The sequence below is a fragment of the Thermorhabdus hydrogeniformans genome (assembly GCF_049310025.1).
Classification (GTDB): Bacteria; Bacillota; Thermosediminibacteria; order Thermosediminibacterales; family Tepidanaerobacteraceae; genus JBJYKD01.
In genome coordinates this window covers 85,788-110,771 of the sequence record NZ_JBJYKD010000002.1, presented here as the reverse complement: position 1 = coordinate 110,771, position 24,984 = coordinate 85,788, and the positions used below count along the sequence as shown (strand labels likewise).

General features: G+C 41.6%; 27 protein-coding genes and 1 pseudogene. All 28 read left to right on the top strand.

The genetic code is table 11. The annotated features are described in order from the left end of the window. Positions 1–24 precede the first annotated feature (24 nt). The gene (locus ACKX14_RS01560; protein WP_422443974.1) at positions 25–1,200 is read left to right on the top strand and encodes a type II secretion system F family protein; all 1,176 of its coding nucleotides are present in this window, start codon (positions 25–27) and stop codon (positions 1,198–1,200) included. Between the two features lie 151 nt (positions 1,201–1,351). Next, complete coding sequence (locus ACKX14_RS01555) at positions 1,352–1,675, top strand: type IV pilin protein (protein ID WP_422443972.1); 324 nt, start codon at positions 1,352–1,354, stop codon at positions 1,673–1,675. Positions 1,676–1,721: 46 nt separating this feature from the next. Continuing rightward, positions 1,722–2,459: a prepilin peptidase gene (locus ACKX14_RS01550; RefSeq protein ID WP_422443970.1), complete on the top strand. Its 738-nt coding sequence runs from the start codon at positions 1,722–1,724 to the stop codon at positions 2,457–2,459. 49 nt (positions 2,460–2,508) lie between these two features. Then, a complete protein-coding gene (locus ACKX14_RS01545) occupies positions 2,509–3,000 on the top strand; it encodes a GspH/FimT family pseudopilin (RefSeq protein ID WP_422443968.1) in 492 nt (163 codons plus the stop codon). Between the two features lie 9 nt (positions 3,001–3,009). Beyond that, complete coding sequence (locus ACKX14_RS01540) at positions 3,010–3,372, top strand: type IV pilus modification PilV family protein (RefSeq protein ID WP_422443966.1); 363 nt, start codon at positions 3,010–3,012, stop codon at positions 3,370–3,372. After that, positions 3,347–3,817 (top strand): prepilin-type N-terminal cleavage/methylation domain-containing protein, encoded by a 471-nt coding sequence (locus tag ACKX14_RS01535; RefSeq protein WP_422443964.1) that lies wholly within the window; start codon positions 3,347–3,349, stop codon positions 3,815–3,817. Before ACKX14_RS01540 ends, ACKX14_RS01535 begins: the two co-directional genes overlap by 26 nt. 39 nt (positions 3,818–3,856) lie before the next feature. Next, a complete protein-coding gene (locus tag ACKX14_RS01530) occupies positions 3,857–4,141 on the top strand; it encodes a late competence development ComFB family protein (RefSeq protein ID WP_422443962.1) in 285 nt (94 codons plus the stop codon). After that, the gene (gene pilM / locus ACKX14_RS01525; RefSeq protein WP_422443960.1) at positions 4,141–5,136 is read left to right on the top strand and encodes a type IV pilus assembly protein PilM; all 996 of its coding nucleotides are present in this window, start codon (positions 4,141–4,143) and stop codon (positions 5,134–5,136) included. Before ACKX14_RS01530 ends, pilM begins: the two co-directional genes overlap by 1 nt. Positions 5,137–5,139: 3 nt before the next feature. Beyond that, complete coding sequence (locus ACKX14_RS01520; protein WP_422443958.1) at positions 5,140–5,442, top strand: hypothetical protein; 303 nt, start codon at positions 5,140–5,142, stop codon at positions 5,440–5,442. Then, complete coding sequence (locus ACKX14_RS01515) at positions 5,433–5,687, top strand: PilN domain-containing protein (protein ID WP_422443956.1); 255 nt, start codon at positions 5,433–5,435, stop codon at positions 5,685–5,687. The genes ACKX14_RS01520 and ACKX14_RS01515 overlap by 10 nt, the downstream gene beginning before the upstream one ends. Positions 5,688–5,788: 101 nt before the next feature. Next, positions 5,789–6,352 (top strand): hypothetical protein, encoded by a 564-nt coding sequence (locus tag ACKX14_RS01510; RefSeq protein ID WP_422443954.1) that lies wholly within the window; start codon positions 5,789–5,791, stop codon positions 6,350–6,352. 319 nt (positions 6,353–6,671) lie between these two features. Then, positions 6,672–7,457: an IclR family transcriptional regulator gene (locus ACKX14_RS01505; RefSeq protein ID WP_422443952.1), complete on the top strand. Its 786-nt coding sequence runs from the start codon at positions 6,672–6,674 to the stop codon at positions 7,455–7,457. Positions 7,458–7,930: 473 nt separating this feature from the next. Then, complete coding sequence (locus tag ACKX14_RS01500) at positions 7,931–8,896, top strand: hydroxymethylglutaryl-CoA lyase (protein ID WP_422443950.1); 966 nt, start codon at positions 7,931–7,933, stop codon at positions 8,894–8,896. 64 nt (positions 8,897–8,960) lie between these two features. After that, a complete protein-coding gene (locus ACKX14_RS01495; protein WP_422443948.1) occupies positions 8,961–10,370 on the top strand; it encodes an aldehyde dehydrogenase family protein in 1,410 nt (469 codons plus the stop codon). A gap of 227 nt (positions 10,371–10,597) precedes the next feature. Further along, a complete protein-coding gene (locus tag ACKX14_RS01490; protein WP_422443946.1) occupies positions 10,598–11,524 on the top strand; it encodes a DMT family transporter in 927 nt (308 codons plus the stop codon). A 318-nt stretch (positions 11,525–11,842) separates the two neighbouring features. Further along, complete coding sequence (locus ACKX14_RS01485; protein ID WP_422443944.1) at positions 11,843–13,717, top strand: aldehyde ferredoxin oxidoreductase family protein; 1,875 nt, start codon at positions 11,843–11,845, stop codon at positions 13,715–13,717. Continuing rightward, a complete protein-coding gene (locus ACKX14_RS01480; RefSeq protein WP_422443942.1) occupies positions 13,714–13,983 on the top strand; it encodes a MoaD/ThiS family protein in 270 nt (89 codons plus the stop codon). The genes ACKX14_RS01485 and ACKX14_RS01480 overlap by 4 nt, the downstream gene beginning before the upstream one ends. A 312-nt stretch (positions 13,984–14,295) precedes the next feature. After that, positions 14,296–15,231, top strand: coding sequence for an isocitrate lyase/PEP mutase family protein (locus ACKX14_RS01475; protein WP_422443940.1), 936 nt, complete (start codon positions 14,296–14,298; stop codon positions 15,229–15,231). Continuing rightward, positions 15,215–16,000, top strand: coding sequence for a type I 3-dehydroquinate dehydratase (aroD, locus tag ACKX14_RS01470; RefSeq protein ID WP_422443938.1), 786 nt, complete (start codon positions 15,215–15,217; stop codon positions 15,998–16,000). Before ACKX14_RS01475 ends, aroD begins: the two co-directional genes overlap by 17 nt. A 97-nt stretch (positions 16,001–16,097) precedes the next feature. Then, positions 16,098–17,840 (top strand): thiamine pyrophosphate-binding protein, encoded by a 1,743-nt coding sequence (locus ACKX14_RS01465; protein WP_422443936.1) that lies wholly within the window; start codon positions 16,098–16,100, stop codon positions 17,838–17,840. A gap of 176 nt (positions 17,841–18,016) precedes the next feature. Beyond that, positions 18,017–18,397, top strand: a complete 381-nt coding sequence (locus ACKX14_RS01460) for a cupin domain-containing protein (RefSeq protein ID WP_422443934.1) — start codon at positions 18,017–18,019, stop codon at positions 18,395–18,397. A gap of 162 nt (positions 18,398–18,559) precedes the next feature. Further along, positions 18,560–19,594: a Bug family tripartite tricarboxylate transporter substrate binding protein gene (locus ACKX14_RS01455; RefSeq protein ID WP_422443932.1), complete on the top strand. Its 1,035-nt coding sequence runs from the start codon at positions 18,560–18,562 to the stop codon at positions 19,592–19,594. Between the two features lie 75 nt (positions 19,595–19,669). Next, a complete protein-coding gene (locus tag ACKX14_RS01450) occupies positions 19,670–20,155 on the top strand; it encodes a tripartite tricarboxylate transporter TctB family protein (RefSeq protein ID WP_422443930.1) in 486 nt (161 codons plus the stop codon). 24 nt (positions 20,156–20,179) lie between these two features. Beyond that, positions 20,180–21,661: a tripartite tricarboxylate transporter permease gene (locus ACKX14_RS01445; RefSeq protein ID WP_422443928.1), complete on the top strand. Its 1,482-nt coding sequence runs from the start codon at positions 20,180–20,182 to the stop codon at positions 21,659–21,661. Between the two features lie 355 nt (positions 21,662–22,016). Then, on the top strand, positions 22,017–22,898 hold the full coding sequence (aroE, locus tag ACKX14_RS01440) for a shikimate dehydrogenase (RefSeq protein WP_422443926.1): 882 nt from the start codon (positions 22,017–22,019) through the stop codon (positions 22,896–22,898). Between the two features lie 99 nt (positions 22,899–22,997). Continuing rightward, the gene (aroE, locus tag ACKX14_RS01435; RefSeq protein ID WP_422443924.1) at positions 22,998–23,885 is read left to right on the top strand and encodes a shikimate dehydrogenase; all 888 of its coding nucleotides are present in this window, start codon (positions 22,998–23,000) and stop codon (positions 23,883–23,885) included. A 275-nt stretch (positions 23,886–24,160) separates the two neighbouring features. After that, positions 24,161–24,679: a shikimate kinase gene (locus ACKX14_RS01430; RefSeq protein ID WP_422443922.1), complete on the top strand. Its 519-nt coding sequence runs from the start codon at positions 24,161–24,163 to the stop codon at positions 24,677–24,679. Positions 24,680–24,789: 110 nt separating this feature from the next. Continuing rightward, positions 24,790–24,897, top strand: a pseudogene (locus tag ACKX14_RS01425) (type II 3-dehydroquinate dehydratase); the annotation flags it as partial. Positions 24,898–24,984: the final 87 nt, after the last annotated feature.

The window sequence follows — 24,984 nt, the reverse complement described above, 5'->3', positions numbered from 1 at the left end:
TTATTTTATTATAAAGGTAAAAGTTTGGCTGGAGATACAATTCAGGGGATATATGAAGCTGAAAACAGCTCTGAAGTAGCTGAAATGTTAAAAAGAAACGGTTATTTTCCGGCAGTGATTAAGGAGGAACACAAAAAAAGCTTATTAAGATCATTATGGGATAATATCTTTAAAGTAGGATTAAAAGATATGGCTGTTTTCTGCCGCCAATTTGCTACAATGGTTGAAGCGGGTATACCCGTTATAGAGTGCCTTGCCACTTTAGAGGAGCAAACAACCAGTTCCAGGCTAAAGAGGACAATTAAAAGCATGGTCCGGGATATAAGGCGGGGTTTTACCATTGCTGAATCCTGTCGAAATTATCCTGAAGTTTTCCCTGAAATGCTGGTGTACATGTTGGAAGCGGGGGAGATAACGGGGCATTTAGATGAAGTTTTGAAAAAAATGGCCGCTCATTTTGAGAACCTTTCAAAGCAAAGGGAAAAGATTAAAAGTGCAATGAATTATCCAATTATCTTAAGTGCAGTAGCCTTTTTGGTAGTATCTTTTCTGGTAACAAACGTGCTGCCTATTTTTGCAGATTTGTTCCGCCAATCGGGAGCCGAGCTTCCCCCTTTAACCAGGTTATTGCTTACTATTAGCGCCAATATTGGGAAGATATTTATTTATTTTCTGGTTTTTTTAGCTTTTATCATTTTGATGTATCGCGGCTACAGGGCAAAACCTGAAGGAGCTTACAAGATAGATTATATCAAGCTCTCCGTACCTATATTTGGCCCTCTGCAAAAGAAAATAGTTGCAGCCAATTTTTGCAGGATTCTGGCTATATTGATTTCAAGCGGTATTCCTCTGTTGAGGTCTTTAGAGGTAGCGGAAAGGGCCCTGGGAAACCATGTTTTCAAAAGAACTCTGGAAAAGGCGAGGGGGAATCTTAGAAATGGCCGGGGCTTCGCTGAGGCCCTTGGCAGTGACGTTTTCCCGCTTATGATGGTTAAAATGATCAGGGTGGGAGAAGAGGCCGGTTCACTGGAAGAAATGTTGTATAAGGCCGCGGCCTTTTACGAGACTGAAATAGAGATTGCACAAGAAAGGCTTTTGTCGCTGATTGAACCCGCCATGATAATAGTAATGGCATTAATAATTGGATTCATTGTTGTTTCTATTGTAATCCCCATGTTTAGCATATATAATTTGTACTAGTGCATCTATATATTGCAAAATTTTACATATTATTTTCACTCTCATAAGCTTTCAAAAATGAAACAGTACAGGAACATTTTACCTTAGGCGAACAATACAGCCGCCTAAGATAAACTAAGAATAAAAATAGACAGAAAAGGGGGTGAAAAGCGTGTTCATAAAGATGGCAAAAAGATTGCATAAGGAAGAAAAGGGCTTTACATTAATCGAACTTATTGTGGTTGTTGCGGTGCTGGGAATACTGGCGACTATAGCCGTACCCCGAGTAATAGGGGTAAAAAAAGATGCTGAAGATAGTGCCGAACAAGCAAATTTGGCGATTATAAAAAATGCGCTGGAAAGATACTATGCGGAAAACGGGGAATATCCTGATGAATTAGACGACTTGGTAAATGACTATATTGATGAGATACCTCAAAATATAAAGGATAATTATACTTATGATAACGAGGATGGAACATTAACTAAAAAGTAAGGAAAAACATGATAAATATTCATTTACAATACTTGGAGTGAATCTTTTGATTAATGCTTTTATGTTTGGAGCCATAATCGGAAGTTTCCTCAATGTGGTGATTTACCGGCTGCCCCGGGGGGAGTCCATAGCATTTCCCCCCTCCCACTGTCCTTTTTGCGGAAAAAGGCTCAAGGCATGGGAATTAATTCCCATTATAAGCTTCATAATTCTTCGCGGCCGCTGCTCTACCTGCAAAAGAGGCATTTCTTTCAGATATCTTTTTGTTGAACTTTTTACAGGCTTATTTTTTTCGTTACTTTTTATTAAATATGGATTTTCTTTGGATTTTTTCAGGTACGCAACTCTCGGCTGCATGGCCCTGGTCGTATCGTTCATTGACCTTGATTACGGAATAATACCTAACTCGGTCATCATATTCGGCCTCATCACGGGTTGTATTTACGGCCTTTTGGCCAACAGGTTGCAGGCTTCCGTGTTTGGAGCGGTTCTGGGTTTTTTGATTTTAAGCTTCATATACGTCATCTCCGGCGGAGGTATGGGAGCCGGTGATGTTAAGTTCGCCGCGGTTTTGGGCCTGTTTTTAGAACAAAAGTTATTACTCCTATTGCTGTTTATTTCTTTTGCCAGCGGAGCCTTAGTCGGAATTGGTCTTGTGCTGTTTAAAAAGAAAAATATGAAAAGCCCGATTCCTTTCGGCCCCTTTTTGGGATATGCGTCAATTGTGGCGGCTTTGCGGGGGGATGAATTACTAAGAATTTATTTTGATTTCATCGGCTTTTGATTAAAACGTTAGCCGTAAAGAGTCTAAATCGCGGTGGGACGTGCTGACTATGGCTAAAAAAGTGCTGCCCGACAGGGGTTTTACTCTGATTGAAATAGTGGTGGTTGTTGCTTTAGTGGGGATTTTGTCTTCGATCGTTTTGCCGGATTTTAAGAAAACGGTGGATAATTACAGGTTAAATGTGGCCGCCCAGCAGCTTTCTCACAACATTCGAATGGTCCAACAAAAGGCCATATCGGAAGGCGTTCCATATAAAATATTGTTCGATATGAATAAAAGGGATTATTACATAATAAAAAGCGCTCTTAATGGTTTTCAGGGGAAGGTGGTTAAATTACCCGAAGGCGTTAATTTTGAGTGGACGAGTTTTACCACCAATTTTAATAACAGCAGAAACGAAAATACCCTGATTTTTTCGGCATCTGGAGCTCCCGTCCAGGCCGGAACTGTTGCATTAAAAAACAAGAACGAAAGGCTTTATGTGATAGTGACCGTGGCTACCGGGCGGGTACGCATAAGCAAAATTCCGCCGGAACGGTGATGAAAAATTATGAAAAATGAAGGCGGTTTTACATTGATAGAAGTCATGGCTGCGGTGGCCATCCTGGCGCTTGTTGCGGCACCTCTTGCGGGTGTTTTTACTCAAAGCTTGCATTCGAATGAGGAAAGCGCGGATATAACGATTGCCACTGCCCTTGCCCAGGCCAAAATAGAGGATTTGAAAAGTATTTCTTTTAACAGGGTAAGGGAAGAAACTGCAAAAGTTGTCGAAGAAAACGTTGAGTGCAGCGGTAGAATTTATGTTCGAAAAACTCTCATAGAGGATGAAGGGGATAATTTGTTAAAAATATCCGTTGAAGTGGTAAGGAAAGGCAGGGGGGTAACGCTTGTCACCTACCGGGGGAGGTATTAAAGCAAAGGACGGTTTTACTTTGATAGAACTGGTTGTCTCTGTAGGGCTGCTATGCCTTGTTCTTACCGCGGCTTTTTCCCTTTACGGTTTCGGGACAAGGGCTTATGACAGGGATCTGAAGGATATTGAAATGCAGCAAAATGCCCGTCAGGCGGTTATGAAACTCTCCTCTTCTATCAGACTGGCCAGAGAGGTACATATACTTTCTAGGGATTACATTAGGATTGTAACGCCGAACGGTGAAAATGTGGATTATTATTTGCAAAACGGAGTGCTGTACCGGGTAAGAAACGATGGGAAAAATCCGGTGGCTAAATTAAAAACACTGACCTTTGTTCGCCCTGAAGATAAAAATTATATAGAGATACTTGTATCCGCCGAAGAGGGAGATAAAGCCATAGAGATTAAAACAAAAGCTACTCCTTTTGGTGCCTATATTCAATAGTTTTGTCCGGTTAAACACGTAAGTTTGAGGTGAGTAAAAATGAGATTAAAGCTCAAAAACTATATGGAAGACGTCGTATTTCAATTGCTCGACGAGATGTTGGAAGAAAAACAATTTTGTAAATGCGACCGGTGTCGCCTCGATGTCGCCGCCATTACCTTAAACCATTTACCCACAAAATACGTGGTAACCGAAGAAGGGGAGATTTATGCAAAATCCGGCATTTTAAGCAGTCAGTTTCGCACAGATGTAATAATACAGATTTTAAATGCCATGGAAATAGTGTCAAAGCATCCTCACCATAAGCAGTTCGGGGTGAAATAATGTTTTTTGCGCGGGGATGTGTGGGAATAGATGTGGGAACAGATACTATAAAGGCGGCCCATCTTATTGAAAGCCGCGGAAAATGGGCGGTGAAAGGCCTTTACAAGATAAAAAACCCTTTAATGCGCACAACCTTTTCGGAAACCGGCGATAAAGAGATATTGACCAAATGCTTACAGGAGATCAAAAAAGCCTTTTCATGCAATAAATGCGTGATGGGGGTGGACGGCCACAGGGTGGTTTTTCGAAACCTGCAGTTTCCGAGGTTGCATATGAAAGAGCTAAAAGAAGCCGTCTACTGGGAAGCCCGTGAATTTTCAACAATGTTCAATGGAGATTTTGTCTATGATTTTGAATTGCTCGAACAGCAATCCGACAACTGCCGGGTGCTTATCGCCGGAGCCGACAGGGAGTACATTATGGATTATATCAAAATTGCCAGGAATGCCGGACTTAACCTGTCGGTCCTGGACGTATACCCCCTGGCCGCGGCCAGGCTGCTGAGTCAAAAAGAAAAAAATTCCGTGGTTGCGGTAATAGATATGGGTTCGTCGCATACAGAGATTACCGTTGTGGAAAAAGGCCGGGCATTTTTAAATCGAACCGTAGATTTTGGCGGGAGCAATTTGGTGGAAATAGTCGCAAAATTGCTTTCCATGGACAAACTTAAGGCAGAACAGGTTATAATAGATCCAGGTCCCTACAGAGAAAAGATTCAGGAAAAGGTTATGGCGGCATTACAGGAACTGATGATTGAAATATCCAGGTTTTTTGACTTTTATTCGATCCAGAATAAAGGCAAGCAGATAAATTACGCCGTTCTGGCGGGAAACGGTGGCAAGTTGTGGTGCTGGAGCCGGGCTTTTGCTGATTACTTTAACATACAGCTGGTTTCGGCAAACAATATGGGATTTCAACTCAAAAGTCTTGACAATTCTGGCAACATCGATTACATGGAGTATTTTAACGCAATCGGTTTTGCTTTAAGGGGATAGCATATGCATAAGCTAAATTTGATTCCTGCGGACATTTTAAAAGAAAAATCAAAAAGAAATTTTAGATTCGCTATTTTTATCTTATCATTTTTTTCAATTTTGTTGATTGCATATTTCATGTTCCAGATCAATAGTAAAATAGATCAGACCGCCGATGAAATCCGGAGAGTCCGCAGCGAACTGAGCGGGTATCGCCTGAAGATCAGTGAGAATCAAAAAACCGAATCAATGATAAAAAACCTGGAACAAAGGCGAAAGATTTATCTCGAACTGAATGAAAAAAAGTTTGAGTGGTCGTGGCTCTGATAAAGGAAATTTTCTCAAAAAAACCATCGGAGGTTAAAATATTATCCTTAAAGATTGACGATAGTAGAAAACTTTCCATTAAAGGCCTGGCCTCAAAAAACATCTATGTGGCACATATGATGGAAGAATTAAAGCAAATTGAAAGTATATCCAACATTAATCTGAATTATTCCAGGTATGAAGAAAACGGCGATGCCTCTTTTTCGTATTCATTTGAAATTTCCGGATCTATCGCAAAGGACTGATAGGGTTGAAAATAGATTTAAAGCTTAACCGCCCACTTACGCAAAGAGAAAAAAAGATGCTTGTATTTTTGGCTTTATTCTTATTTTTGTGGGTAATTTATTTGATAATCGGTCAGCGTCTTGAAATCCTGCTGCATAACAACCGGCAGCTGCAGGAATTAAGAATGCAGCTGGCGGAGGAGCAGAAACTACATCCTATTGTTTCGAAAAAAGATGGCAGTCAGGTTGTTGAACAACAAAAAATACTGGTGGAAAGGTTGCCAGACGTAAACCGGATTACAACTTTTATTGTAGACATGGAAAAATGGGCTGACGCTAATAAAGTTCAAATCAAACTGGTTCAACCTCAAGGAGAAAATGTCAACGAGAATGAAAATGGTAAAGATGTTGATGAAGGCGGTGATAACGCCGCCGGTTTAAAAACCCTGCCCGTTATTATAGAGGTTGAAGGAGAATACTATGCGCTGTTGAATTTTTTAAAGGAGCTTGAACTCTATCCCAGGGCTATGGAGATCCGGGAAGTGGATTTTACCGCATCAAAAGGGAAAGATATAAATTTGAACGAGAACATTTCCGTCCGGGCCGGTTCAAGGGTTTCCCCTTTATGGACTCTTGGAATAAAAGTTAATCTTTACTATATGCCTTTTGGAAAAGAAGCTCATTAAACATGTCGTCCTCCTGATTATTTGGACAAAAACGACTAACACAACACGCCACAACTCGCTTATCGGCGTGGGTCAATTAAAATTTGGCTGCAAGTGGGCATCTTGAAGCCATCATTGACAAGATTCATTACCCGGAATTTAATTAGCCTTATTTACTCCTCGTTCGCCTAAAATATACCTTGAAAGTATTCGGCAGATACGTTAAGATTAAAAGTGAGCCAACTTTTTTGTTTTGGAATATGATGGCTTCATATCATTTTGGAAACAATCCATAATTAAAACTTAACTTAGAATAAATTAAAATGAAAGGTGATAGTTTTTGGTAAGGGAATCGGAAGAAAATGGTATTCGTTCAGTACAGCGTGCACTATCCATCCTTCTGTGCTTCAGCTGGGAGCAGCAGGAAATGTCTCTGATAGAAATTTGTAAGAAAATATCATTACCTAAATCTACTACTTCAAGATTATTGGCAACCCTTGAAAACGAAGGTTTTCTTGAGAGGAATTACGTGACTAAAAAGTATAAACTGGGGCCGAAACTGTATTATTTAGGGCTCGTAGCCAGACAGGGCTTGGATCTTAGAAATGTTGCATTGCCTATTATGAAGGAATTAAGAGAAACCACCCGTGAGACAGTGAACCTTTATGTTAAGGAAGGAGAGCAGCGTGTATGCTTTGAACAGGTGGAAAGCCCGCTGTCTCTCAAGCGTTCTGCAAAGATAGGCGATAGGTTTCCACTCTGGGCTGGAGCCAGCGGCAAGAGTTTTTTGGCATATATGGATGCTGAAGACGTAGCTAAGATTATGGAAACCGCTAGGTCGCTTACAAAAAACACCATTGTTGATAAGGAAATGATGCAGAAAGAGCTAGAAAAAATACGTCGACAGGGTTATGCCGTAAGCATTGAAGAAAGAGAGCAGGGGGTATCCGCGGTGGCTTCTCCTGTATTCGATGTTTCTGGAAAAATGATAGCCAGCCTGAGCGTATCGGGGCCGTCTTTCAGGTTTACTGAGGATAAAATCAAACAATTCGGATGTCAGGTAAAGGAGGCTGCCACGGCCATTTCCCGTAAACTGGGATATATTTGTCCCGACAACCATAATTAGGTGTTCATGTAAAATATATAAGGCTATATATATACCCATCATCTCATTGGCCTGTTCTGAAGATTATCATATTGCACTTTTGCTCTTCATAGAAATTAGGCCCGCAAAGCACACTTTAGTTTTCTTACCCGTTTTTTACAGATTTGCCATTTCGGATAATTTGTTGGGGTCATCTTTTCCGGCGATTATTACTGTGACAGCGTATAGAGCGGGCTGTAGTGTCCCATCATTGTGTCAAAAATTATCAAAATATTAAAATAATTATAATTTATTTATATTATACACTGTATCGATTAATATTAATCGCTCATTTGTATTTTAATGATTAGACTAAATTAAATAAAAAAATTTTTTAAGTATTGACATGTTAATTAAAAAGATGATAATATTTAATTAGTTCCGTTAAGAGGTATTAGATACCGTACAATGGAACTAAAATACTTTATGAAGTTTAAACGAAGGGAGGGAGAGATATGAATCCCATTATATGGAAAAATCAATTAAGATGTCCTGAAAGTATTGTTGTTTGTGAAGTGGGCCCAAGGGATGGTCTCCAAAATGAAAAGATAATGTTGACGGTAGAGCAAAAGGTCGAACTAATAGAACGTTCCGCTCTGGCAGGCGCGAAAATCATAGAGATCGGCTCCTTCGTTCATCCAAAAGCCGTTCCGCAAATGGCGGACACAGATGAAGTCGCTAAGCGTATTAAACGATTGCCGCAAGTAGAGTACCGTGCACTGGTAATGAACGTTCGCGGCCTAGAACGAGCGGAGGCAGCAGGAATAAAAAAAGCCAAACTAACCGTGTCAGCTAGCCGGGCACATTCTTTGAGTAATCTTAGAAGGACTCCTGAAGAGGTAATAAAAAGTTTTTCTGAATGTGCCGAATACGCCGCCGCTCATGGTATCACACTTTCAGGAGCTATCTCCGCCGCTTTTGGTTATCCTGGGGAAGGAAAGATTCCATTGGAGCAGGTTTTTTCATTGATTTCATCTTTTGTCGAGATCGGTGTTAGAGAAATATCGCTGTCTGATACAACCGGCATGGCCAATCCCCGCCAGGTTTATGAATATTGCGTGCAGGCTAAGGAACAATTTCCAGATGTGACCTGGAATTTACATTTTCATAACACCAGAGGAATGGGTCTTGCCAATGTTGTAGCTGGGATGCTCGCCGGTATTGATCGTTATGACTCATGTTTTGCAGGAATCGGAGGGTGTCCTTTTGCGCCTGGTGCATCGGGAAACATTGCTACTGAAGATCTAATATATATGTGTCATGAAATGGGTATTGAAACCGGATATGATTTGGATGAGGCGATTTCCATAGGTCGCTATGTCCAGCAACTGATCGGGCATGACACATCGAGCTTCATCCTTAAGGCTGGAAAATGCGGCGACGTAGTTTGTGAAGAACAGAAAAAAGAGACCGGGTCGTAAAAGGCTGCACCATCTGTGTAGCTCTTTTAAAAATATATTTTATATTTTTGGGAGGTTAAAAATTATGAGCGCTGAACTCACTAAAGAACAGGAGCAAGAACTTGATTTAGTTTTTGAACGGGCGAAAAAAGCCTTCGCCGTTATCGAGACTTACGATCAGGCGAGGGTAGACCGTCTGTGCCAGGCTGTTGCCTGGGCTACGGCAAATAAAAAAACTTTCCAACGCTTGGTAGACATGGGGATAAAAGAAAGCGGCATGGGCGATCCTGTTACAAGAATGAATAAACGTTTTAAGATCCGGGGAGTTCTGAGGGATGCTCTGCGCCAGAAGAGCGTAGGTATCATCGAGGAAATTCCGGAAAAGGGAATTGTAAAATATGCAAAACCGGCTGGAATTATTGTGTCACTGGTTCCGGCTACGAACCCCGAACTAACTCCGGCAGGGCAGGCCATATACGCTATAAAGGCCCGGGATGTGGTGATTTTCTCTCCTCATCCCCGTACAAAAAAGACAACTTATGAGACTGTCCGGCTTATGCGCGAAGCATTGGAACGGGAAGGTGCACCTGCCGATATCCTTCAATGCCTTGTCAATGTAAACATTGCCATGTCCCAAGCGGCAATGTCAAGAGCTGATCTTATTATTGCTACGGGCGGGCAAAATATGGTACGGGCCGCGTACAGTTCAGGAAGGCCTGCTTACGGTGTCGGCGCAGGAAACGCCACTATGATTATAGACGAGACGGCTAATATTGAAGAAGCTGCTCATAACACCATGCTCAGCAAGACATCTGACTACGGTTCTGGATGTTCTGCAGACGGTAATCTCATCATTGAAGAAAGCATTTTTGACAGGATGTTAGATCAGCTTGTCAAAGAAGGAGGGTATCTCGCCAACGAAGAGGAAAAGGCTAAACTTCGCAAAGTCATGTGGGATGAGGAGGGTCACAGGACACCCAATACAGTAGCCATATCCCCCCAAAAATTGGCTGAGATTGCGGGATTCAGCATTCCCGCCGATAGAAAATTTATTATAGTAATGGGAGACGGCATCGGGAAAGAATATCCATTCTGCCGCGAAAAACTGACGACCCTTCTTGCCGTTTACAAGTATAAGGGTTTTGATAATGCAATAAAAATGGCACTTGACATCCTTGAGGTTGGAGGCAAGGGGCACTCCGTAGGGATTTATTCATTCAATGACGAACACATTCACCGGCTAGCTCTTGCAGCTCCTGTAAGTCGGATCATGGTCCGCCAGCCCCAATCGAGAGCCAATGCCGGTTCCTTTACAAATGGAATGCCGATGACGTCGAGTATGGGGTGCGGAACCTTTGGTGGAAATATAGTTTCCGAGAACATCTGCCTCAAACATTACATGAATACGACCTGGGTGTCGCGGCCTATTCCCGAAGACAGACCCTCGGATCAGGAGCTCTTTGGAGAGTTTTATGATCCGAGTCTGGAAGAATAAAAAGAAAAGTATAATGCTGAAGGGAAAGTAAAAGTAGGCACTTTAACCGAAAACCGCAAGCAAGGCATCTGTGGAGGAGTTCCACAGGTGCCATTTTAGTATGACGGCTATTGCTTATTGAATCATTTTCTGTTAACATAACAAATGGATGGTAGAAATATATAAGAATCTGGGTTTATTAAATTTTTTGTCCTTTTGAGTCTTATGTGTATAAAAGGAAGATTTCAATGAATATATCGCCTTACATTTTATTGGCTTTAGCCAGCCTTTTCTGGAGTTTTAATTTCATTATCGGTAAAATAGTATCTGCCGTAATTCCCCCGATAACGACGAGTTTTTTACGCTGGTTTTTGCCTTTCGTTTTTTTTCTTCCGGTGAGTTGGAAACAAATCAAGACCGATAAAAATTTATTTATAACCAAGTGGCCTCTCATTCTGCTACTTGGCGCAACGGGGTATTGTTTAAATTCGATAAGCGTTTACCAGGCAGTTCGCTTTACCTCAACCATAAACACTTCCTTTATCAATGCCTTCAACCCCGTTCTTATCGCTTTTGTTGGATATATCTTATACCATGAAAAGGTGACCAGGGTTCAATTTCTTGGGTTTGTGCTTTCATTAGCCGGTGTTCTTAGCATCATATTTCAAGGTAAGGTGGGGTTGATTGTAAGCCTGAAAATAAACCCTGGAGACTTATTCATGGTCGGTAGTATTGTGTCATGGTCAATTCATACTGTACTGTACAAAAACAAAGCTTCAGGGTTACCGGAAAGGCCCATGTTCACATTGATGATGTTGGGAGGTCTTATTATTACACTCCCTATGGTTTTGCTGGAGAACATTGCATACAACTGGTCATGGGTCGGTCGGATAAAGATCGTTCATGTACTGGGCGTTATATCATTAAACATATTCCCTTCTGTGTTAGCCTACCAATTTTGGAACAGTGCTTTGAAAAAGATTTCAGCTAATAAGGTTGGTATCTTCTTATATCTGATCCCCATTTATACAACAGCCATATCCATAGTCCTTTTTGGTGAAAGTCTCAGATTATACCATGTTTTAGGGGGCTTGCTGATATTCACCGGTGTTCTTTTGGTAACTACTTACGGCAATGAAAAAAACACCGAAAAGGTCATGCTATCTCAGGATTAGTTTTAATAATCATAATCATTTGGTTAAAGTCTAACAGAGGGGCGCTTTTCCAAATATTAATAAATGTATCAAAATTTAAAATTAGGCCGAATTTTATTCAGATTCAGTTTGGATGGAGTTCAGGGGGTAATAAAAGAACAGGCCGAGAAAATTATTTTTCACGGGAATTTAAATGCAGCCAATGCTTCCCCGACTGCAAGAAAAGGTACCTCTCGATCGGCCCGGTTAACAAAATGGATGGTGCAGGCAGAAAAATAGGGTTTATGCGGCTTAAGCCGGATTCGCAAAAGTAGGGCTGGTTTTTAGGAGTGAGAATGTGTGAAGATACAATATCCCCCGGCCTATACGGGGCAACAATTGAGAGTAAATCTTACTACCGGTGAAATCAAAAAAGAACCTGTGAATTTGGATTGGTTGGAGAAATATATCGGGGGGACAGGCTACGGAATCCGTATTTTGTATGAAGAACTGCCTGAATTTACAGATCCATTTCATCCAGACAACCGTCTCATTTTTGCCACCGGCCCTATGACTGGCAGCGGAGCCCCCGGGTCGGGAAATTACTCGATAGTAACGAAAAGTCCGCTATCGGGGTTTGCCGTATCAGCCCAATCCAACGGTCATTTTGGCCCTCATTTAAAGCGAGCGGGTTATGATTTTCTTATATTTTATGGTTCGGCCGACCACCCGGTTTATCTGGCAATTGAAGACGGAGAGGTAAGGTTACTGGATGCATCGGATTTAGCAGGAAAGGAAACATTTGAAACCGAAGAGATTTTAGTGAAACGTCATAGCGGTCAAGGAATAAATGCAAAAGTGGCGTGTATAGGCCCTGCAGGAGAAAACAGAGTTAGATTTGCCGGTATTTTTAATTGCAGAGGACATGTGGCGGCATCCGGCGGTGTAGGCGCCGTCATGGGGTCCAAAAACCTCAAAGCCGTGGTCGTTTCCGGGAAAAATCGGTACAGGTTGGGGGATAACCGCAGCAAATTTGTTAAACTTATTAAAGAATGGGTGGAAGACATTAAAAGTCACGGGACAGGAAAGGTGATAGACACTTTGGGCAGTGCAGGATTGTTTTCATCATATTACTCTCTGGGATGGGTACCGGTAAAAAATCTTACCACCAATGAATATGATGCAGTGGATAAAATGGATGGTATTTATTTAAGAAAGAAGTTCCCTGCACTCAGAAATTCATGTTACGGATGTCCTCTGGATCACTGCAAGCGGATGACTGTTACCGAAGGGCCATATAAGGGAAATATCTTTGAAGAACCGGAATATGAAGACCTGGCTGGCTGGGGCCCCAATATCGGTGTAAAAGATCCGGGTACGGCCATGAAAATCACCGATTTTACTGATAGGTTGGGAATGGACCTAAAGGAAGCCACATTTATTGTGTCTTTAATCATGGAATGTTATGAAAAAGGATTGCTGGACAAAACGAGACTCGACGGTCTAACTATGGAATGGGGAAATGCGGAAAATGTAATGAAACTCCTGTGGAAAATAGCCCATCGAGAGGGGGTGGGACAATACATTGCCGATGGAATAGTTTCTACAGCCCGTTGGATCGGCGGTGATGCATTAAATAGGGCGGTATACGTAAAACGCGGTTATGCGCCGCATGTTCATGATCTGAGAACCCGTTGGGGAACAATTTTTACCCAGGCCGTATCTCAAATGGGGTCGCAACAGGGTATAGACCTTACTGACAAAGCATCTCCTGACATAGGTATAACTGAACCTGTGGGATTTTCATTGGAAGGGATACCTCGGGCTGAAGCCATAAGCAGCTGCAAGCGCCAATTTGAAGACTGCCTGGGCCTGTGCTTTTACACCTGCCGTGGCAAAAAAGGGATGGTAACCCAGCTGGAAGCGCTCAATATTGTCACTGGATGGAATATAGACATTGACGGAGCTCTAGAGATAGGTGAAAGAGTAATTAATTTGCTTCGACTTTTCAATATTAAAAATGGTCATACAAAAGAAGACGATAGTGTGTCTTACAGGCTCCTTGAACCGCCGGTGGACGGTCCTAATCGGGGGAAAAGCCTGAAAAAAGATGCCTTTGAGAAAATGCTCGCCATATACTATGAGACCATGGGCTGGAATGAAGAGGGGGTTCCTTTACCTCAGACACTAAAACGATTGGGGCTATATGATTTGTTAGAAGGTGAAAATAAATGATTAAAGTAAATTTCCTATCAATTTTTCAGGTGATGACGGATCAAAGATATGTGGAGATAGATCCTGAAAAGGTCTCCACTGTTGCGGAACTGATGGATTATATCAGAAAGGAATTCCCCGAGATCGATAGATATTTTTCCAAAAGTTCAAGGCTTATCGGTTATAGTGTCAACGTGGCAGTTAACGGTCAATTGGTGTCTTCCCTTGATTACAGACTGGCACCCGATGCCAGAGTGACTCTAATGGTCCCTTTTAGTGCGGGATGAACCGGCATTGATGTTTCATGGTTTTAGACTTGCCCTATACGGTGAAGTCTTTTTTTTATTTAGTTTTTATAATACCGTGATTATAATAAATGTACTATGAAATAAATGATAATCTAATATAAATGATACTTTGAAATAAAGATAATAAAAATATTTTATATACTTTTTTAAGTATTGACATACTAGCTGAAGTAATGGTAAAATTAAATCGTTCCATACAAAGGATAAAAGTTCCGTAGAATGGAAATAAGGAGATGATGGCAGCCGTGTATCGTATATAAAGCCACAATTACTGCCGGGGTGATTGAATAAATGAGAAAGACGACACTGCTAAAAAAGCTCATAAATGATCCTGAAATTCTCGTAATGCCAGGAGTATACGATGCACTTAGTGCTAAAATAGCGCAAATGTTGGGTTTTAAGGCGGTCCAAGCTTCTGGATATGGATTTGCGGCATCCCTTTTGGGTGTACCGGATGTGGGCCTGGTTACCATGACTGAAATGGTGAATCACACCCGGGGCATAGTACAGGCGGTGGACATCCCTGTTATGGCCGATGGGGATACCGGTTTCGGAAATGCCATTAATGTCATCAGAACCGTTCGGGAGTTTGAACAGGCGGGGGCTGCGGGCATAAATTTGGAAGATCAGGTATTTCCTAAAAGATGCGGCCATATGGAAGGAAAACAGATTATCCCATTGGAAGAAGCAGTTTTAAAAATCGAAGCTGCTGTCAGCGCCAGAACGGACCCGGATTTTGTAATAAATGCCCGCACCGATGCCATCGCAGTTGCAGGCGTGGAAGAAGCTATCCGGCGGGGAAATGCTTATGCCAAGGCCGGCGCCGACCTAATTTTCGTGGAAGCGCCGAACAGTGTGGAAGATATTAAGCGCGTTATACAGTCTATCGATGCTCCTGTCAGCATCAACATGCTGGAAGGTGGGAAAACGCCCCTGGTTACCATTGAGCAACTGGAAAAATTCGGAGCTGCTCGGGTATCCTGCCCTTTAACCACCATATTTGCCGCCGCCCGGGGGGTTTACAACGCCTTAAAAGTGTTAAAAGAAAAGGGAACCACCAGAGAAGACCGGGATTTACTGATAGATTTTCCAGAATTCGTTAAATTGGTAGGGCTTCCGGAAATAATTGAATTGGAAAAAAGATTTTTACCCAAGGCGATTATTGAAGAAAAGTATGGCAATAAAAATAAGGAAAAGGAGGGTTCTCATTGTGAGACTACAGGCTAAAACCCCGATTGTTCTTCGGAATAAAGTTCTCGGTGGCGATAAGCCCCTGGTGTGTATACCACTGGTGGCGTCCGAGGAGCAAGGCTTTAAGCATGAAGTAGAGAAAATTGTTGAGCTTTCGCCGGACATCATTGAGTGGCGGGTGGATTACTACGATGGAGCCTGTGACATTGAAAGAGTGAAAAAAGCCCTGGAGTTTCTAAGGGCTAATGCTGGTGAAATTCCAATAATATTTACTTTCCGCAGTCACCTGGAAGGCGGCTTTAAACAGGTGGAGGATTCGATACGCTATGATATCGTAAAACAGGTAATTGCTACAGGAAAGATCGATGTGGTAGACATAGAACTCATCAGCGGGGAAGCAAATATCAGGGATATAAAAGATTCGGCTCAAAAGAACGGTGTAGCCTTGATCCTTTCCTATCACAACTTCAAAGAAACACCTTCGGTAGACTTTTTGTTAGATAAGATTCGGCAGCAGATTTTAAGCGGAGCCGACATTGTAAAGGTTGCCGTCATGCCCAAAAATGAAGAAGATGTACTGAACCTCCTCATCGCCACGCTTCGAGCCCGCATGGAAATGCCCGCACCCCCCATCATCACTATGTCCATGGGGGGGCTCGGAGTAATTACTCGAATGGCCGGCTGGCTTTTCGGTTCAGATTTAACTTTTGCAGTCGGTGATAAGGCTTCTGCTCCAGGGCAAATTCCAATATCGGAATTGCGTCTCGGAATGCAAATTCTTGAAAGAAACGCAATGACAAAGTAAACGAATATTATAATGTTATATTAATATATTACCACAATTACCCAATAATAACAAGAAAAATGTAAGAAATTTTTTACACAAGAAAGGAGCAAAAAAAGTGAAGGAACTTGTATCCTATCAATTAGTTGATTATCTCGAAAGGCGCGGCGTAAAGTATATCTTTGGCCTTTGCGGTCATACCGTCATAGCTATGCTCGATGCCTTAAAGGACAGCAAAATACAATTCGTTTCGGTAAGACACGAGCAAATAGCAGCACATGCTGCCGACGGGTATTCCCGCGCTTCCAAAACCCCCGCGGTTTTGATGGTCCATCTGGGGCCGGGCTTGACAAACGCAACCACAGGTGTGGCCAATGCCAGCCTGGACTCCATACCAATGGTGGTTATCGCCGGAGATGTCCCCAGCTATTACTACGGAAAACACCCCCACCAGGAAGTAAATATGCATCTTGATGCCGGTCAGTTTGAGATATACCGTCCCTTCGTAAAGCGAGCCTGGAGGATAGATAGACCGGAAATGCTTCCCGAGGTCCTGGATAAGGCCTTCACTCTGGCCGTATCTGGTAGGCCCGGGCCGGTGCTTATTTCAGTTCCTATGGATATATTTTCTGCAGAAATATCCACCGAATACTTTGAGCGCACCAAAGTAAACACACCTAAAATTAATAAACCTTCATTGGACCCGGATATCGCTGAGGATATTGTCAAACTTTTACTTAATGCCGAGCGCCCCATGATATACGCAGGCGGTGGTATCATTACTGCCGATGCCAGCTCGGAACTGGAAGAATTCGCAGAATTTCTGGATATTCCGGTTATATATACCCTCATGGGCAAAGGTGCCATATCCGATGCTCACCCGTTGACCGTAGGAATGACGGGCTTTTGGGGTACGGCTTTTACCAACGAGATGAGCAGGAATGCGGATGTCATTCTGGGCCTGGGAACCAGATTCTCGGAGGCAGACTGTAGTTCATGGTATCGAGATGTCACTTTTAACATACCTCCTACAAAACTCATTCACATTGACATAGACCCGCAGGAAATAGGCCGTAATTACCCCGTTGAGATAGGGGCTGTAGCCGATGTAAAAGCCGCTTTAAAAGTGCTTTTGGCAGTGGCGAAAGACTTAAAACCTGAGGGAATTAGCAGGCCCGAATTACGACAGGCTATCGCAGAAAATCGCAAAAAATTTAATATGGAAAATGAAAAATACGTAAAAAGCGACAGTTTTCCACTGAGACCCGAGAGAATTTTGGCCGAAGTACGTGAAGTGTTACCGGAAGACGGCATAATCGTCACCGATGTGGGCTGGAATAAAAACGGTGTTGGGCAGCAATTCCCTATTTACAAAGCTGGAACCATTCTCACTCCTGGCGGTCTTTGCACCATGGGTTTTGGCCCCGCAGCAGCTCTAGGAGCTAAACTGGCACAGCCCGACAAAAAAATCATGGCCCTTATAGGAGACGGAGCTTTCAGTTCCCAACCGTCAGTAATGGCTACAGCCGTTGAAATGAATATACCGGTAGTATGGGTTGTAATGAACAACTACGCCTTCGGGACCATCGCGGGTCTGGAGTACAGCCATTATAAGACAACTTACGGAACAAAGTTTATGAAAGAAGGTAAGCCGTACAATCCCGATTTTGCTGCTGTGGCCATGGCTTATGGCGTAAAGGGTAAAAAGATCACAAAGGCTTCGGAATTTAAAGAAGCATTGAAAGAAGCTCTTGACTCCGATGAACCCTATCTTATTGACGTTCCCATGTTGAACGAACCGGTCCCCACTTCCGGATGCTGGAATATCAACGACATATACAAACCACGGAAGAAAGCATAGGAAGAAAACGATTTTCCGCAGTACACTGTTTTGTTGGCCAGTTTACACCGAAAAGTGCCAAGATAAGATTCTGTAGAAGGGGGGAGATAAAAAACGACTGTAAATCATTAAAAAACATTCTTCGGCGTTATTGTTGGGGACATAACTAGTGAGACTATCAGGAGGTTAGAAATAAGATGGCGAAATTTTTGAAGACTTTTAAAGATGCAGAAGAAATCTGGTTGGGGCTTGAAGACCCCGGTATGAGAAGAAAGGTCTTTCGACTGGTAACCAAAGAACTGGTGGGTTCAAAGCATTTTTGCATGGGCGTAACTATCTTTGAGCCCGGTGAAGGATGTCAATTGCATAACCATCCAAACTCTGAAGAAATTGACTTTATTATTAAAGGAAGGGCAAAGGCCGTTGATAAAGATGGAAACGAAACCATTATGGAACAATATGATGTAATGTTTATACCCGAAGGAGAATACCACCAACATATAAGTATAGGGGACGAGCCATTATGGCTGCTGTGGGTATATACGCCCCAGACTGAACTGCCTCCAGCCAAAGCCTAGTAGTTTCGTACTATGTGTTGCATAAAAGACCGATTGTATTGCTGAAAAATATCCATTCTGTGGGTATAAAATTGTATTTTTTTTAAAATTAAAGTTTTGAATTATACAAAAAAGGAAAAAGTTTAAGCGCCAATCTAGAATTAAAAGGGAGTGAGTTTTATAATGATTAATATGAAAAAGTTCACGGGTATCGTGTTAATACTGGTGTTAGCCAGTATAATAGCGGCAGGTTGCGGCTCCCAGCAGGCAAAAAAAGAAACCTACCCCACTCAGAGCATAAACGGAATAATTGCCTGGGGTGCCGGTGGCGGTACGGATAGCGTCTCAAGACTCCTTGCGCCCGTAGCAGAAAAAGAGCTTGGGAAACCCATTATTTTATCTAATAAAACAGGCGCTACCGGCTCTATTGCTACACAGTATGTTTTTGACCAAAAAGCTGACGGATATACCCTGCTTTTTAATGCTGAAAACCCCCAACTGTACCAGGTGCTTGGTATATCCAAACTAAGCTATGATGATTTTGAACCTATTATCATTGCAGTCAGGGGATCGACTGTTATCGTTGTACCTAAGGACTCTCCTTATAACACTATCGATGATCTGATCAATGCAGCCAAAAAGAATCCCGGCAAAATAAATATGGGAATAAGCGGTGTGGGTGGTCAACCCTATGTAACCTCCCTCATCTTGAAGAAGATGGAAGGCATTACCTTTAATAAAGTTACCTTTGATGGCGATGGCCCTCTCATTGCAGCACTGATGGGCAAACAGATTGATGTTACAGGCCTGGCTATCGGGGCTGCCACCCAGTATATAAAGAACGGTGATCTGAAAGCTTTGGCAGTGATGACCAATGAACCTGTTAAGGCTATTCCTGATGTACCGGCAATGGGTGTGATAAAACCACAATATAAACAGCTTCTAAAAACTGCGGGCTTTTTCTATGGAGTCTTTGTTAAGAAAGGAACCCCTGAAGAAGCTGTGACAAAATTAAGAGATGCCTTCCATGTCGCCTTTAAGGATCCTAAGTTCCAGGAATATTGCCAGAAAAATGGTTTAATCCCAATGGGCATCACTGGAGAAGAAGCCAAAAATTATATGAAGGAATGGCAGTCACAGATGGCGTGGTTGATTTACGATGCTGGCGATGCTAAAGAGTCTCCGGAAGTATTTGGCATACCTAGACCTGCCCAGTAAGGAAAAGGGGGGGAATCCGGGATTCCCCCCTGCTTTACGACTTTACGAAGATAGGGTTAAACGGAGGGTTTCAATATGGAGGAAAAAAATGAGCAGTTTGAACTGCAGCGAACTAAAAAAAATCCAGGTGAACTATATTTTCTTTTATTACTTTTTATAATTAATGGAGCGTTTTTTATTGAATCATTAAAACTAAAAGGCATCATGCAGGGATTATACAATGAGTCGGGATTCATACCCCAAATAATATCTGCTGTGAGTATTATTATGATTAGTATTCTCATCATTCATTATATCAGGGGGAACGATACAGAAAAAAAGCCCTTTGAGGCGCTTCGGTACCTGTTCTCCAGGGATGTAATTATCCTTCTTGTTCTGGTTATACTTTATGCTTTTGTATTAGAAATATTGCATTTTAAACTTGCAACTTTCTTATTCCTGTATATATCAATGCTCATGTTTGACAGAAATAAACCTGTTCAAAAATTTATAATATCTCTTGGTACATTAGTGTCAATTGTAGTAATCTTTGCATATCTATTTCAAGTTATTCTACCATAAATAATTTTACGGGAGAGAGGAAGAATGACGGGTATTGAGGGATTTCTTGTACCTTTCGTGAATCCGGAATTAATATTATATGTTGCTGCAGGCGTATTTGTGGGGATATATATCGGCGCTATTCCGGGACTTTCGGTAACCATGGCGGTTTCTCTGTTAATCTCTTTTACTTTTTCGTGGGACACATTGCCTGCTTTGGCAGTAATGGTGGGCATTTATACGGGCGGTGTTTATGGCGGCAGCAGATCGGCCATTCTTTTGAATATTCCCGGTGCTCCCGCGGCAGTTGCCACTGGCTTTGACGGTTATCCCCTGGCAAAATTAGGGGAAGCTGGTATTGCTATGGGGCTAAGCACGACAGAATCTGTGATCGGTGAATTCTTTGGAATATTGGTTCTGGCGCTTGCTTCCCCGATTGTTTCAAAGCTAGCTACGAATTTCGCCCCAAGAGACTATTTCCTGTTGGCCATTATGGGCTTATTCCTTGTGGGGAGCCTGAGCCGCGGTTCATTAATTAAAGCTTTAATTACAGCCTTTTTGGGTATTGTAGTTGGGTTGGTTGGCATGGACCCTGTGACAGGTCAACCAAGGTTAACTTTCGGAAACTACAGTCTCTTAGGCGGAATAAATTTTGTTGTTGTCATGATCGGTTTGTTTGGGTTATCGGAAAGCTTGTACCAGTTGCACCAGAAGGTTGAGCCTGTAAAGCAAAAAGTAGATAGAATAGTTCCAAATCTTAAATTGATCTTAAAAAACCTGCCACTTACTCTGAGATGTTCAACGATTGGGACATTAATTGGAGCGCTTCCGGGTACAGGTGGGGATATTGCTGCGTTAATTGCCTACGATCATGCCAAGAGAACGGTCAAAAATCCATCGCGTCCCTTTGGGGAGGGAGCATACGAAGGGGTAATTGCTCCGGAAGCCGCCAATAATGCCGCAATAGGCGGAGCCTATATACCAATGATGACTCTGGGGATTCCGGGCGATTCGGTTACCGCCATATTAATAGGTGCGTTGATCATTCACGGTTTAAGGCCCGGGCCTATGTTGATGAGGGAACAGCCGGAATTTTTCTGGGTAATAGTAGGGTGTTTAGTATTGTCAAATATATTTTTATACATTTTTGGCATGACGGGACTAAGACTTTTTAGTAAAATAGTCGAAATACCTAAGGCGATAATTATACCGATTATTATCGTGCTTTCCATTATCGGCAGCTATTCGATCAATAACAACGTTACTGACATTTATTGGATGATAGGGTTTGGAATATTGGGCTATTTCATGAAGATGTATGATTATCCTGTCGCTCCAATGATTTTAGGAGTAATTTTAAGCCCCATAATCGATACGAATTTCCGAAGAGCTTTATCAATGGAACATAACAGCATGTGGGGTTTTATAACAAGCTTATTTACAAATCCGATTTCGTTAGTTCTGCTTATATTTATGATTTTCATGACTATCAGTCAAACGAAAGCTAAGGATGTAAAAACAAGTTAAGAATTGAACGTTTTTGATTTTGAGTAAATAACGAAGCATTGTCCGAGATATGCTGCAAATACCACAAATACCAAGAAAATATGCCTTTTGTCTATGAAGTTATTAATGGCGATTTTCCCATCCGAATGCAAACCTTAACATCATTGGGCTGTATCCCGACCTGACAGGTCTGCTGTCGTCCGATGGCGCTAAACTTAATGTCCGGGATCAGCCCAACGCCACACAGACATCCTCAAAACACGGGCGAAAGACTCCTGGTTAAGCTTTTTCGCCATAATGGCAAAGTGGACTCTACATTACAATAGCTTTACTGCAAAAAGAATGGAGGAATATAAAAAGAATGGAGGAATATAAAATGAATATTTCTGTAGATACAAAACTTTTGGGGCTTTTCGGGAATCCGCTGTCTTTTACGCTTTCACCGATGATGCATAATTCGGCCTTTGAAATGTTGAATTTGAATTACCTTTATATTCCTTTTGAAGTTAAACCAGAGAATTTTGAGGATGTAATAAAAAGTATAAAGTATTTAAATTTCATTGGCGGTAATGTTACATCCCCATTTAAAACAGCAATTATAAAATACCTTGATGAAATAGATGATAAAGCGAGATTAATAGGTGCAGTTAATGTAATAAAGTTTGAAAATAATAAACTTAAAGGCTTTAATACAGATGGAGATGGTTTTGTTAGATCATTAAAGCAAGAGAAAAAGGTGGACCCTAAAAATAAAAATATATTGATACTAGGTTGTGGCGGTGCTGCAAGGGCTGTGGCTATAACTCTGGCCATGTGCGAACCGGGCAATATATATATAGCTAATAGAACTTTTAATAAAGCTGTTGATCTGGTAATAGACATAAATAACATCAGACATTGCGCCATTCCAATAAAACTTGAATCTAATGAACTTAAAAAAATAAATAATAACGTCGATATTTTGATTAATACCACAAAAGTGGGGATGTATCCTGATATAAACGCAGTGCCTGTAGATGAAGATGTAATACATAAGAAGATGATTGTATGCGACATAGTTTACAATCCCATACACACTAAACTTTTGCAAATAGCTCGAAGCAAAGGTTGTGAAATATTGACAGGCGTTGGAATGATGGTTAATCAAGGTGTGGAATCTTTTAAAATTTGGACTGGAATTGAACCACCCGTTGAAAAATTATATGATATAGTGAATAAGGAGCTTATAAAGAGGCAAAAAAACTATGAGAGTCTGTAATTCCATTTTTATGAATTTTTCAATGATTGATTTCAAAAAGCTTTTATTATAAAGTTATTTCTATAGCTTACGGAAAAGTACGAGCAGGGAGGTATAAAATTGAGAATCCCATCGGCAAATACTAAAATCGTGGGCCTTTTTGGCAATCCTCTGGGGCATACACTTTCACCATTAATGCAAAATACTGCCTTTGAAATATGCGGCATTGATTTTATTTATGTGCCCTTCCAGATTAAACCTGAAGACTTGGAAAGGGCGGTAAGAAATATGCCGGTATACAACTTCTGTGGCGCCAATGTAACTATGCCCTATAAGACCGAAGTAATAAAATATATTGACGAAATCGATGAGCTGGCCAAAGCTATAGGAGCGGTAAACACTCTGGTGGTTAGAGATAATAAAATAATAGGTTACAATACCGACGGTCCTGGCTTTATCCGCTCTTTGAGAAATGAAAGGGGTATTGACCCGAGAAACGCCTCTTTTTTAATAATCGGGGCGGGAGGCGCCGCACGGGGCCTGGCCGTAACTCTGGCCTTTGAAGGTGCAAAACACATTTTTATAACCAATCGCACCTTTGAAAAAGCCGAAGCCTTGACCCGCGATGTAAACAATATCTTAAACGGAGTGGCCGAAGCGCTACCCCTGGAAAGTCATGAATTGAGCCGGGCTGCAGAAAGCTGCCAGGTGATAATAAATACTACATCGGTGGGCATGTATCCCAATACTGAAGAAATGCCCGTTGCCGAGACCATATTGAGACCCGACCTTTTGGTTTGTGATGTGATTTATAACCCGCTGAAGACCCGGTTGCTGAACACTGCTGAAAAGAAGGGGTGTTCTATTCTAACTGGGGTTGGAATGCTTGTCAACCAGGGGGCAGAAGCATTCAGACTATGGACAGGTCTGAAACCTCCTTTGGGTTCCATGTTCGAAGTGGTGAACAGGAATTTAAAAAGAGATTCCAGGGAGTGTATCAATGATTAGAAAGGAACATGCAGGTGTACCAGGGTTTGGTCAAACTCGTTTCCTTCATGGGCCGGTTTCAAATGTATATTAGTATTGTGGATTGTTTTTGTTTTTTCCTCACCCTGATGAATTCGATCGTAGAGGGTGAGGTTTTTTTATTTCCCATCTTTCCTGCTGCCGATATTGATTTACAAAAAGGAGTTATTTTCTGATAATTAACTCCAAACAAGAAATATATTGACTGTTACCAAACCGATGAATAAAATATAGATAAAGTTTCTGGAGGAAAGATTATGGATAAATCAAATCTTATATTCATCGGTTTTATGGCAGCCGGTAAAACTTCTGTTGGCCAAAAAACTGCATCGCTTTTAAAAATGAATTTTATCGATACGGATTTTTTAATTGAAGAAAAAATGTCGATGACCGTATCGGAGATTTTTGCCAAATTTGGCGAACAATATTTCAGAAAAAAAGAAAGTGAAATTACAAAGGAAATTTCTGATTCTTTAAATACGGTGATAGCCACAGGTGGTGGTATTGTAACAAATCCGGACAATATAGAGACACTGAAAAAAACAGGCATTACGATATGGTTAAAAGCACCTCTTAACATAATTTTAGAGCGTGTTAGAAGAGATTATAGCAGGCCTTTGCTGGTGGGGAAAAGTAGTTTAGAATTAGAGGAACTTTTCGAAAAGCGGTGCGAATTATATAAAAAATATTGTGATTTTTCAATAGATGTTACCGGCAAAAACATTGAAGAGGTATCACAGGAAATAGTGGAGCTTTTTAAAAAAATTAGTTCTTGACCTATTCAAAAAGTGAAAAATATGGTAATATAATTTGTGAGTTTTTTTGTGTGAAATGGATGAAAGGCTGCGACCATGGGTATCTCGGTGGGCTTGTTTCAATCCACAATAAGGGAAGCCCAGTAGACGAAAGCCAAAAGTGCATGGAAAATTATGATGGAATAATAATAAACGCGGCAGGATATACTCACTATAGCATGGCTATCGGAGATGCCCTGGAAGGGAACATTCCCGCTGGTAAGTTCGCTTGAGTGAAATATTTGCCCTAGAAGAATTCTGGAGAATCACCGTTACGGGTCAGAGTG